The following is a 12540-nucleotide window of genomic DNA, read 5'->3' as shown; positions in this document are numbered from 1 at the left end:
AATAAGGGCGTATATGGCAATTCAACAAGTTGTAGTATTACATGGTTTGTACATGTCAGGCTTTGTAATGCGCCCGCTGTGCTCTCGTTTAAAAAAGTCAGGCCTAGATATTCTTAACCTGTCTTATAATACGCTCAGCCCTGATCGCGATGCTATTTTTGCTCAAATTGATACTTTTATAGATAATAAAAATACGGCACTGGTGTGCCATTCAATGGGTGGGTTAGTGGCGCGCGCTTATCTTGAAGCAAATTCGCACCAAAGCCAAAATGTGAAGAAGGTAATTACGCTGGGAACCCCGCATAAAGGCAGCCATATTGCAGAGCAAATGCAGCAAAAAGGGTTTGAAGCATTTTTAAAAAACAGCGTTGAGTTTTTACTCTCTAAAAATGGTGATTGGCCGTTTAATGCTAAACTTTATAGTATTGCTGGCGATCTGCCTATTGGGTTAATGCCGCTTATTGCTAAGGGCAGCCAATCAGATGGTACTGTATTGCTTGATGAAACTAAGCTCAATGGCATGGCAGAACATAAGGTGTTTCACTTAAGTCACACCGGTATGATCTACTCACGCCAAGTAATGAAATACATTGTTGGGTTGCTCATTTAATCTTCTGCACTCGCTGCTACTTTGTAAGCAACAAATGCGATAATCCCTAAAATCAACGGTGTTGGTGCTGCGATATAACCAAATGTATCAAAATTAGCAAAGCTAGCACCCGCTAAGTGGCCTACCACCCCGACAACAAATGCCAGTAAAGCGATACCTACAACAACCAGTTCCATTTTGCTTTCTTTTTGTGTTTTAGCCTGCATGTGAAATCTCCTAGTAATTAATCTAGTTTGATTATGCGCCGACTGTAAATGCCGATTTTGACCTAAATCAAACTATTTACCTGCCTTATTACTCAGCAATATAAAGCTTGTTCTAGATCATCTTTTTGAGTTTATTTTAACCAATAAACGACTATTTAACTCCTGGGGTAGTTTTTCTTAAATAAGCCCCCAGTTCATTAATTAGGGTCGCTTTTATTGAATTTTCAATCAGCGCCACATTAATAGGTAAAAACTATCAACATTATCGATTTTAACCATTTTACAGATTACAAAAAATGGCTGATACTCTTTATCAACAGCTCGAAAGTATCTTATTAATTTGTTCAGGAGAAAAATATGTCACAGGTAAATGCTATTGGCCTTAACAGTGCAAAAAGTGAAGATATCGTAACGTCACTTAATACACTGCTAAGTAGTTACCAAATTCAGTATATGAATGCGCGTGGTTTTCACTGGAATATTAAAGGTCGTAATTTCTTTGAACTACATGTGAAATTTGAAGAAATTTATAATCTATTACTTTTAAAAGTAGACGAAATTGCAGAGCGTATTTTAACGCTTGATGGCGCACCACTTCATGCGTTTTCTGACTACCTTAAAATTAGTGAAATTAAAGAAGCTAAAAACATCAGTGATGGAGTAGCCGCGGTAGAAAACCTGCTAGCAGGTTACAGCACACTGATTAAAATGCAGCGCGATATATTAATCCAAGCTGGTGATGCTGGCGATGAAGGGACAGCGTCACTAATGGGCGATTACATTACCGAGCAAGAGAAACTTGTTTGGATGTTAAAAGCTTACTTAAATTAAGCCTTTTGCGGATAGATAAAAGCCCTCGTTAGAGGGCTCAAGTAGGGATAAATCGTTAAATAATAAGCGATTCAATTTGTATACTACCCTTTAACTAAATAACAACAACGCCACTGTTACCAGTGGCGTTTTTTTAGGTTTAAACGGCAAGCGTGTACGTAACCACTTATTCATAAATAACAAAAAGCCTCACAATAGTGAGGCTCAGATTGATTATAAAGCTAACTAAAACTTACTTCTAAAACCAATATAGTAGGTTTGTCCTATTGGATCATATGTCCCTGCACTGGTTTCAGTTCCGGTGCTTGAACCACTTACACCAGAAATAATACGCGGCGGCTCTTTATCAAATAAATTGTTTGCCCCCATATATAATTCTAGGGAATCATTTATATGATAGCTTGCTTGTATATCATGATATGTAACCGAGCCAACACCCACTGATCCTGCTGGGATATTATCGAAGCCATTTAAAAATTGGTCGTCAAAATCAGCAGCTCCGGTATAAGTCATGCTCCAGTTAAAATCAAAATCATTAATTTTATAACCCAAATTCCAGTTTGCTTTATGCTCTGATGCGCCAACTTCACCAGCAAACGTATCTTTATCAGCGCCTGGTAATGGGATTGAATAGCCATCGATTAAATATGTATACGCTAATCGAGTACGGAACGAGCCAGGCCCAATATCAGTCGCGTAAGTTAGTGTTAAATCAACACCTTCAGTACCTAAACCACCACTATTTGATACGCCACTATCAATAAACTCTAATGAACCAGCACTGTTATTACCCGCCGCAGAACTACGACGTGTAATAAAGTTACAGAAACTTTCATCGCCGCCATAGCATTGTGAAAGAATAAACTGACGTGGTGTAGCTACTATTGCATCATCGATTTCGATATCAAAATAGTCAATAGTAATATCCAGACCAGAAATTAAGTCCTCAGGAGTAAACACAACACCCACTGTAACAGAATTACCAACCTCTTCTTTTAATTCTGGATTACCACGGTTAAAGCCACTAATACCTTGAAGGTCAGATTGGTTAAGTGTAAATACCCCATTTTGCGCTATATTATTTGCTACACCTGCATCAGCTCGACATGCGGCTTCGGCAGCACCACCACCGCTCCCCCCAACTCCTACACATGGATCAGTTAAACCACTAGGAAATGTTTGTGAAGGCGGCGAAAACAATTCATTAATGTTTGGAGCCCGTGTTGAACGAGCTCGTGTGGCACGTACACGAAGACCATCAATAACAGCCCAATCAAGTCCCACGTTCCAACTTTCTGTATTACCGACAGTTGAATAGTCAGAAAGTCGAATAGCTGCATTCATGGTTACTGTTTCAAGTAATGGTATATTTGCTTCCAGGTAATACTCTGTAACATCAAATGCTCCTTCTGTAGCTGGAATTGCATTGCCCGCATTTAACCCAGCCTGCTGAAGCGCATCAAACTCACTACGTGAAAATTCTTCGCGGTATTCAAAACCCGCTGCAATTCCTACCATGCCTGCTGGTAATTCATATAAATCACCAGTGATATTTCCCCCTATAATTTCTTGTTCGACTGAAGTTGATAGCATGCTTGGTGCGCGTACAAAATCAATCGCGCTTTGCGACAATGAATTAAAACCAAAAATATTTACCGGGGCGCAATTAAAGCCCCGCGCAGTGGCATCGATACAAATTGCCTCATTGGTAATACCATCTCCATCCAAATCAAAACGATCATTAACCGCCTCTAAACCTCGGCGAAAACTTTGCACATTAACTAAGCCACTTGATACTTGCGACTCTTTTGTTTTTCCGTAAACATAATAGGTATCGTAAAACCAGCTATCGTTAATTTCACCTTCAAAACCGATTGCTAACCTAAATGTATCTCGCTCAGCTTTTGCCCCACGATTGCCAATATCACTTAGGCGCTTAGCAAAGAAAATATCTTTAAAGCCATCACCGTCGGTGTCTGTTGCTGCGTTATAAATATCATCTGGCACATAGGCATTGCGTAATACTTCATCTTGAACTAAAAATTCAATAGGCACTCTACCATTGGCATAAATATCATCTGAAGCAAATGGGAATGGTTCTAGCTCTGAGTTAGTTGTGCTTGACGCATAAGTTCCTTCAAAAAAGAAGCTATGCTTATCTGATAACTCATAGCTGCCATTGGAGGCAAATAAATAACGCTCTGTAGGAATTGCGATGGTACGTACGCCATTTCGGTTAAAACCATCAGGTCCTATGGTGTCGTTACCATTCGTGCTAAAGCCATTTTGTAAATTATTACTCGGGTCATAAGTAAAACGAGAATCTCCAGCATCAAAACGACCTTGCGGCGGGAATGATGAGAAGAACGGACGAACAGCTTCAAAAATATCACTCGCTTGGCCTGTTTCTCTATTCTCAAAGGCAATTTGAGCAATCTGATCCACGGATGAACGCTCACGATCTCGAGAAAAAACAGCACCTTGATCTGAGTAGCCTAAATGAAACATAGCATTGCCTCTACCATCATTGCTACTTAAGCCCGAAGTAAATGAAAATTGCCGAGACTGATCATCCCCCTCTTTTGACTCACCAAATTGACCTTCAAACTCAATGCCTTCAAAATCATCTTTTAGTACAAAATTAACAACACCGGCTACTGCATCAGAGCCATAAACAGATGATGCACCACCGGTCATGATTTCGACTCGTTCGATAAATTGGCTCGGAATGCTGTTTAAATCAACCGCAGAGCTTCCTGGAACACCAGACACATAGCGTCGACCATTGACTAAAACTAAGGTTCGTTCTGATCCTAAATTTCGTAAATCAACCGTCGCCACGCCTGCACTTGATGTATTAAAATTTGAATTTGTGCGACTTATTGCCGGAGAACCGAAAGCTGGGTTTTCAAGTAGTAAGTCTTGAATGTTTAATGAGCCTGAAGAGTCAATCGCAGCACTATCAACAACTTGAATAGGCGCTGAAGACATCGCTTCAGCAGAACGAATACGTGAACCAGTCACCTGGATACGCTCAACAGATTTAACATCATCTTCAGCTGCTGCAAGGTTTAAAGACAATCCTGCTAATAGCGAACCACTAAGCGCTAAGCTTAATGCTGAAAACGTAAATGTTCGATTTTGCATCTTTCTTTTTTTGTTCATATTAATTCCCCTGAATTATCGTTTTTCTAAGTAACGAAAATGTTACTAAGCGATAACACTAAGGAAATAAAAAAATTCACTCTATCGTTATTACGTCAATCGCATAGTTGGTGGTGCAACAGGCGGGTTTGATGTGATCGAGCAATAAAACACATACAACAAAATTAACATTTTAAATTTAATATGAATGAAATTAGGATAATTCAGGTCTTCTTTGTTAAATATATAATGAGAATATCAAATGTTTACTGCTTACTTTAATGCCTTAACACTCGTTAACGATGAAGAATTCAATGCTCTGCTTGATATACAGCTTGATGGCAATAGGCATTTTTATTCCCATACATCAACAACCTTAGAGCAATTAGAGAAACTTGATACAAGCCAATTTAATGTCATATTGCTGCAACTATCCGAGGCACCACAACCGACCCTACTGATCCAACTTGTTGACCTGAGTAAAAACGCTAAATTAGTTATTATTGCTGACGATCCAAAGCTCGCGACTTTAGCTTTTGAGATAGGTGCCGTCGATTTTATTACTACACATAGCACTATTTCACGGCTAAATAAGTGTTTTGAAAAACTTATCCATCTATGCCCTTTAGCAAGTGCGATGGAGCAAGCACATCAACTTACAAAACCATTACTAAATTCACACCTAATAGTTAAAGATGTTGGGAAAGTGAGACTCATTGAAATAGACGACATTATTTGGATTAATGGCGCAGGAAATTATGTCGAGCTGCATTTTTGGCAACAAGATGCCGCTGTATTACACCGTGAAACGATGAAAAATATTGAGCAACAGCTCGCCCCTGCGGGGTTTATCAGAGTTCATCGTTCAACACTGGTAAAGCAAGCTGTTATTTCTGAGCTGACAGCTACCGATAGTGGTGACTATAAGCTAAAACTAAAAAATGGCGTGCAACTCAATCTCTCAAGACGTTATAAAAATAGCTTAGCGACGATATTACAAACCGCTTAATTAAAGCCAGTTTTTTACATAAATATGCTCTGGATATTGCTGCGTATATTGTTGCAAGCTAGCGTGATACCGTACATCCATACCACTTTCACGCCAAATGTTCTCAAGCAGGCTTTGAGCTATTAAGTTTGGTTGAATATAATCAACTTGCTTATAGCCTCGCGCTTTTACACCATGAAAATACGCCTGGGCGACCTCCAAGCTATCGGCCGTTACTAATTCAAAGTCTGCTAAATTAATGACGGCATGCTCTATTGAATTAAGTGGTAACTTGGCTAGGTCATCAAACACTTCTTTAGTGAACGCAATCACACCTTCACGATTAAAGCATCCACTGATTTTAATATAAATCATTGGAGGTTCAATGGAGTATTGCCAATTACCATGCGCGCCAAACATTTTAGTACCTCATATGGTAGTTAAATTTTAGCTAAGCTAATAAAAAATGCCATTTCCAGCGCTTTTTCTTCTAAGCTTTTAAAGCGTCCAGATGCACCACCATGGCCTGCATCCATATCCGTTTTAAATACTAAAATATTATCATCTGTTTTGTATTCTCGCATTTTAGCCACCCACTTCATTGGCTCCCAGTATTGAACCTGAGAATCATGCAATCCTGTCGTGACCAATATGTTTGGGTATGCTTGTGCCTTTATATTGTCATACGGTGAGTATTTATCAATCACATTATAATAGTCAAGGTCATTTGGATTTCCCCATTCATCGTATTCGTTGGTGGTCAAAGGGATTGATTCGTCAAGCATAGTTGTCAGCACATCTAAAAATGGCACGTGGCAACCAACCCCTAAGTAAAGCTCTGGTGCTTGATTAACGACGGCTCCCATTAATAAACCACCTGCACTACCACCTGAGGCAAAAACCTTATCTTGTGCTCCATAACCTTGAGCTACCAATGCGTTAGTTGCATCAACAAAGTCATTAAAACTATTTTGCTTATGCTCTTTTTTACCTTGTTCATACCAATCTCGCCCCAGCATTTCGCTGCCACGCACATGGGCTATTGCATATACAAATCCACGATCTAGCAAACTAAGTGAAGTGCTCGAAAAGCTAGGATCTATGGTGTAACCATACGCACCATAACCATATTGAAAAAGTGGATTGGTTCCATCTTTATTAAATGTGTCTTTACGATACGCTAGAGATATGGGTACTTTTACGCCATCACGTGCTGTTATCATTAATCGTTCTGAGGCGTAATTTTCAGGATCGAAGTCACCTAAAACTTGCTGTTGTTTTAATAAGGCCTTTTTACCGTTATTTAAATCGACTTCATACAGCGAACCCGGTGTTGTCAGGCTTGAATAATAAATACGTGCCACGTGCGAATCATGCTCTGGGTTCATTGCTATAGCGGCATAGTAACAAGGGTCATCAAATTCTAACGTCATTCGTTGCTGTTGTTTATTAATAACAATAAAACGCGTTTGTCCTTGCTCGCGCTCAGTCAGCACTAAAAAATCGTTAAATATTTCAACACCTTCTAAAAGTACCTCTGCACGATGGGGCGTGTGCTCAAGCCACTGCATCTTATCCGCAATAGTGGTGGCGGTTGCCGTCATTAAACGAAAGTTTTTTGCCTGCCAATTAGTAACAATATAAAATGTGTCATCAAGTTTATCGATATCAAATTCATGACTTTCTTCACGCGGCATCAACTGAGCAAATTCGCCCCAAGGCTGATTAGCATCTAACACCCACATATCATTAGTTTCAGTGGTCGCTAAATCAATAATAATTAAGCTTTCATCGCGGCTTTTACCTAACCCCATAAAAAAGCTGCGATCTTGTTCTTCATACACTAATACGTCGTCAGATTGTGGTGTACCTAATACATGGCGATAAACCTGATACCCCAACAGGGTTTTAAGATCTTTTTTAACATAAAAAACAGTTTTATTGTCGTTCGCCCAAACAACTTGGCCTTCGGTGTTTTCTAATACATCCTCAAGCAAACCATCGCTATCAATTTTTTTAAATTTAACCACATAAATACGACGACCATCGGTATCTTCAGAGTAAGCAAGTAGTTGTTCATTTGGGCTAATCGCCACCTCGCCTAACTCGTAAAATTCAAAACCTTCAGCAAGTAGGTTTACATCTAATAGCAATTGTTTATCTGCCGTAGTCATTGAACGACTACGGTAATGGCGAGAGTATTCGTCATCGCCACGTACTTCACTGTGGTACCAATACTCGCCATCTTTTACCGGGTAGGTATTGTCATCTTTAACAATTCGCCCTTTTAGCTCCTCAAACAATTGTGTTTGAAAAGGCTTAATTTTTGCGAGTTGCTGATCGCAATAATTATTTTCGGCTTCTAAATGTTTAAGTATCGCAGGCTCAGAGCGATCATCATCACGCATCCAATAGTAATCATCAATTCGTGTTTTTTGATGTGTTGTTAAAGTATGCGGCTGCTTATGTGCAACCGGCGCATTTGAAAGTACAGACAACGATAAGTTTGATTGAGCCACAGAAAAACCAATAAAAAATTTTGAGAATCTGAGTCTACCATAATTTTTAAATGCGCATAAAAAAGCCCACTCAATGAGTGGGCCAAAAAATGCCAAATAGCATTAGGGGGAAACTTGCTGCCAAGCTAAATTCCAACTTTGGCCAACACCAGGCTCATAAAGTGGGTTATTTTCTTCTTTAACTTTGCAAAATTGACTGAAAGGCCAAGGCTTACATTTATAAATTAAACCTGTTTTTGGCTGTAATACTTTAACGCCGGCATTATAGTCATTACTTTTTTCTGGGTAAACATAATCATATGCTGGTTTGTCTGTTTTTATGTCATCGCACTTTGCAATGCAATGAAACGTTATTTCAGCACGTTCAATTCCACACCCCTCAAGGGCGTAAATTTGATTTGACCGATAGGCAACGATTAGCCCTTGTTCGGTCATTTTACCTGCTTCAACTAGCGGTATATGTGTATTAATGTATTCGGCAATAAAACGCGGCCAACTGTGTGGCTCACCCTGCTCAGCGCTGGTGATTTGGTAGTTAAATGATAAACCGACTAGCTCTCCTTGCATGTCAAAAAAGGTTACCGTCACCCTATCACCCACAAATAATTGGGTATGGTGATTTAAGCAACCAATTGGCATCCATTTTCCGCAAGCCAATGACGTATGCATAAACAAAGCAACACCTTAAGAATCACTAATAGGTACTATCCATCATTTGACGGATAAAATAAATACTTTTTTATTACTTTTAGGACAAATGGCACACAGTGAGGGTGTAATAACGCCGTGCGACGGCCCCGCTATCTTAGTTTTAGCACGCTAAAACCTTAGACCGGAAACTTTGCGTCCTAACCTTTCGATTAGTTTGCCAATACAGGTGGATTATAAAGTGAGCTGCAGCACAAATCAAACAAAAGAATGTAATCGAAATAAAAAACCAACCCTTAACACCTACAAAAATTAAAAACCGACTGTTAAAGGTGGTCTGAGTATCGATTTAAAAAGCAAAAAGCCAGTGCGTAATGCACTGGCTTTTATAACTCATTAGATTTGAGTTGTTTTTCTTTAGGCAAGTTGTTTCCTACGTGAAAATAGGCCTTTTATTTTTCTAAATAGGCCTCTAAATACGCCACCTACGTCACTCATTATAATGTACAAACACGGTACTAATAAGAGTGTAATCAGGGTTGCAAACATAACAGCAAAACCAAGAGCAACCGCCATTGGTATTACGAATTTAGCCTGTAAACTGGTTTCAAACATAATCGGTAATACACCAGCAAACGTAGTAATTGAAGTAAGTAAAATAGGCCTAAAGCGCGCACAACCCGCTTCAATTACAGCATCTTTAATACTCACTCCAGCACGACGCGCTTGGTTTACAAAGTCAGTCATAACCAATGAATCATTGATCACAACACCTGCGGCAGCAATTAAGCCAAAACCTGACATTAAGCTAATATCTAAACCAAACCAGTAATGACCCCAAATTGCTCCCGTTAAACTAAACGGAATAACCGACATTACGATAAGAGGCTGTGCGTAACTTTTTAGTGGAACCGCTAACAAAATATAAACTAAAAACATGCCTCCAATAAAGAACATGATCTGCTCATTAGCTTGTGCTTGTTGTTCTTCTATGGCACCACCTAGCTCAGACTTAACACTTGGGTATTCTTCTTTAAGCTGCGGTAGTAGGTTTTCTTTCACTTGCTTAACCACTTCGTTTGGCTCTATCACTTCTTCGTCGATGCTGCCATATATGTATACTGTACGGTAACCACCTTCTCGGCGAATATAGCTGATACCTGGCTTTTCTGTAAGCTCAACCACATCACCAAGTAATACTTCTCGGCCTTGCGGAGTTGTGATCACTGCATGCTTAAGCGATGAAAAAGCTTCACGAGTGAGTTTTGGGTAACGCACCATTACACGTACTTCTTCACCACCGCGAATAACACGCTGCGCTTCACCACCATAAAAACTCGCCCCAACTTGATTAGCAATCGATGCTAAATCCAAGCCTAAATCATAGGCAACTGGCTTTAAGCTCATTTGCACTTCTTTGCTCGCAGGGTCAATGGTTGAGCTGATATCAAACAATCCCTCTTGTTGTTGCAATAATTGAATAAAGCGACGCCCAGCTTCATTAAGAGTGTTGATATCAGAACCAAATAATAGATAACCAAACTCACCATCACCACCGCCACCATTAACGTCATCTTGGATTGTGAGTGATTTTACACCGGCAATATTTGGCATAGCATCACGCCAGCGACGTGAAAGCTCAAACGCATTGTATGGGCGTAAATCTTCTTCAACCAACGGTGCAAGTAACTGGGCTTCAGTACGACCTTGATTAAATACTAATACGTCACGAACAATCTTTTGGCCAAACTCACGCTCAGTTTGTTTATCAACTTCAAGTACCATGGCTTCGATTTCACGAATAGCAGTAATCGTTTGAATATCAGAAGCGTTATCGTTCATCTCTAGGTTAATTTGTGGAAAATCGTGCGGTACTTTTGGTGTAGGAACCATGCGTACTTGGTTTGATGAAATTAATCCAAAGGTAAAAATTAACATCCCGATAAAACCAAACAGTACCACCCAACGCCACTCAACACAGCGCACAACAAAGCGCTTATAAGGGCCATTTACAAAACCAAAAAAGCGATTATTAAAACGCGCTCGCCAACCATTCGGATCGATAGGCGGAAAGTTCGTGTGTGCAATATGCGCTGGCAATATTAGCTTTGATTCGATCAAACTAAATATTAAACATAAAATCACAATGACGGCGATACCATAAAAGAAAGCACTCTCAGGACCACTTGATAACGTAAACGGGGCAAATACTGCAATGGTTGTTAAAACGCCAAAAGTTGCAGGGGTCGCCACACGTTTTGCGCCGTTGACTACATTAACTACACCACCACCTTTTTTCTCTATTTCAGTGTAGGCACTTTCACCGATGACAATGGCGTCGTCCACCACAATCCCTAGCACCATTATAAAGGCAAAGAGTGAAATAATATTTATGGTCACACCAAATAATGGCATCATCATCATCGCGCCAAGGAAGCAAACTGGCAAACCAATCATTACCCATAACGCCAATTTAAAGCGCAAAAATATTGATAACATAATCGCGACCAATACCGCTCCTTGCAATAAATTGGATAGCATCATGTCTAGGCGGGCATTTAGGTAGTAGGTCATATCCATTAACGGTTCTAGTCGAACACCTAATGGAAGATTTTTATTTTTTTGATCAATATACGCTTTTACAGACTCTGCAACTGGGATCATATTTTGATCTTCGGTTGCCTTTACTGATAAGTAAACTGCATTTTCACCGTTAAACTTAAAGTAACGTTCGCCTTCAGTAAATTGGTCTTTTATTACTGCAATATCTTGCAGTAATACTTTAGCACCATTTTCACCTATTTTAACGGGGATCTGACGGAACTCTTCACCTGAATAAAATTGGTTTTCAACTCGTACTGAAATAACACCCGAGTCTGTTTTTAACTGCCCAGCTGAAAAATTAGCTGAATAACGACGTATCGCACCTGCGACGTCAGTTAACGTTAAATTATACTGGCGCAATGTGTCAGGTTCGATTTCAATCGCAATTTCATCAAGCGGTACATCATTAACAACCAACGACACATTTGATAACTGCAGTAATTCGCTTTCAATACGATTGGCAATCGGCTTAAGCTCGCTCAATGGTAAGTCAGCAACTAAAGTCATACCAATCACATCTTGGCGGAATTCTATTTGACTTATGGTGACCGGTTCCATTCCTGCAGGAAAAGTTGCAATACCATCTACGCGCAACTTAACTTTATCAAGCACTTCACTTAATTCAGCATCAGTATTTATTTCTAATTGCGCGCTACCGCCATTACGAAATGAGCGATAGACACCTTTTTTGATTTCGGTAATATCCTTTAAAGACTCTTCAATCTTAATTAAGATACTTTCTTCCATTTCCTGAGGTGACGCCCCCGGGTAATTAGCATTAATAGAAATATAATTGATTTCAACGTTTGGGAACATCTGGCGTTGCATCGTAAAAAAGCTTATAACACCCATCAAAATGATAAAAAACATCATTAAATTTGCGGCAACGGAGTTATTCGCAAAGTAGGCAATTATACCTGTTTGCTTCTCTTTGCTTACAGGATCAACACTTGGTTGATCTGAGCTGGGTAATTCAGTGTTATTCATAAC

The 12540-nt window shown here is 39.6% G+C and carries 9 protein-coding genes and 1 riboswitch; of the genes, 3 read left to right on the top strand and 6 right to left on the bottom strand.

Annotated elements, in window-relative coordinates; translation table 11 throughout:
- The first annotated feature begins 13 nt into the window (after window positions 1–13).
- Complete coding sequence (locus HJP15_RS06455; protein ID WP_054454354.1) at window positions 14–610, top strand: alpha/beta fold hydrolase; 597 nt, start codon at window positions 14–16, stop codon at window positions 608–610.
- Here the strand turns inward: HJP15_RS06455 and HJP15_RS06450 are convergent.
- Window positions 607–816 carry a hypothetical protein gene (locus HJP15_RS06450; protein ID WP_054205867.1) on the bottom strand — a complete coding sequence of 70 codons (210 nt, stop codon included), beginning with the start codon at window positions 814–816 and terminating at the stop codon, window positions 607–609. The two genes, HJP15_RS06455 and HJP15_RS06450, sit on opposite strands and share 4 nt — an antisense overlap.
- 357 nt (window positions 817–1173) lie before the next feature.
- Here HJP15_RS06450 and HJP15_RS06445 point away from each other — a divergent pair, with 357 nt between their 5' ends.
- Window positions 1174–1647 (top strand): Dps family protein, encoded by a 474-nt coding sequence (locus HJP15_RS06445; protein ID WP_054454351.1) that lies wholly within the window; start codon window positions 1174–1176, stop codon window positions 1645–1647.
- 225 nt (window positions 1648–1872) lie between these two features.
- Here the strand turns inward: HJP15_RS06445 and HJP15_RS06440 are convergent, their stop codons facing one another.
- Window positions 1873–4812 (bottom strand): TonB-dependent receptor domain-containing protein, encoded by a 2940-nt coding sequence (locus tag HJP15_RS06440; protein ID WP_170173290.1) that lies wholly within the window; start codon window positions 4810–4812, stop codon window positions 1873–1875.
- A 241-nt stretch (window positions 4813–5053) separates the two neighbouring features.
- Here HJP15_RS06440 and HJP15_RS06435 point away from each other — a divergent pair, with 241 nt between their 5' ends.
- On the top strand, window positions 5054–5800 hold the full coding sequence (locus HJP15_RS06435; RefSeq protein WP_170173289.1) for a LytR/AlgR family response regulator transcription factor: 747 nt from the start codon (window positions 5054–5056) through the stop codon (window positions 5798–5800).
- On the opposite strand, the gene HJP15_RS06430 is transcribed toward HJP15_RS06435, so the two are convergent.
- The 4 genes from HJP15_RS06430 to HJP15_RS06415 form a co-directional block, all read right to left on the bottom strand.
- Window positions 5801–6199 (bottom strand): hypothetical protein, encoded by a 399-nt coding sequence (locus HJP15_RS06430; RefSeq protein ID WP_170173288.1) that lies wholly within the window; start codon window positions 6197–6199, stop codon window positions 5801–5803. It abuts the gene before it with no gap.
- A gap of 20 nt (window positions 6200–6219) precedes the next feature.
- Entirely contained in the window at window positions 6220–8298 is a 2079-nt protein-coding gene (locus HJP15_RS06425) for a prolyl oligopeptidase family serine peptidase (RefSeq protein WP_170173287.1), read from the bottom strand.
- Window positions 8299–8400: 102 nt separating this feature from the next.
- A complete protein-coding gene (locus tag HJP15_RS06420) occupies window positions 8401–8967 on the bottom strand; it encodes a hypothetical protein (protein ID WP_054205862.1) in 567 nt (188 codons plus the stop codon).
- Between the two features lie 118 nt (window positions 8968–9085).
- Window positions 9086–9178, bottom strand: a riboswitch (cyclic di-GMP riboswitch).
- A gap of 185 nt (window positions 9179–9363) precedes the next feature.
- Entirely contained in the window at window positions 9364–12537 is a 3174-nt protein-coding gene (locus tag HJP15_RS06415) for an efflux RND transporter permease subunit (RefSeq protein ID WP_054205861.1), read from the bottom strand.
- Window positions 12538–12540 lie beyond the last annotated feature (3 nt).

The organism is Pseudoalteromonas sp. NEC-BIFX-2020_002, from assembly GCF_013002825.1.
Classification (GTDB): domain Bacteria; phylum Pseudomonadota; class Gammaproteobacteria; order Enterobacterales; family Alteromonadaceae; genus Pseudoalteromonas; species Pseudoalteromonas neustonica.
This window is presented reverse-complemented; position numbering and strand designations above follow the sequence as displayed.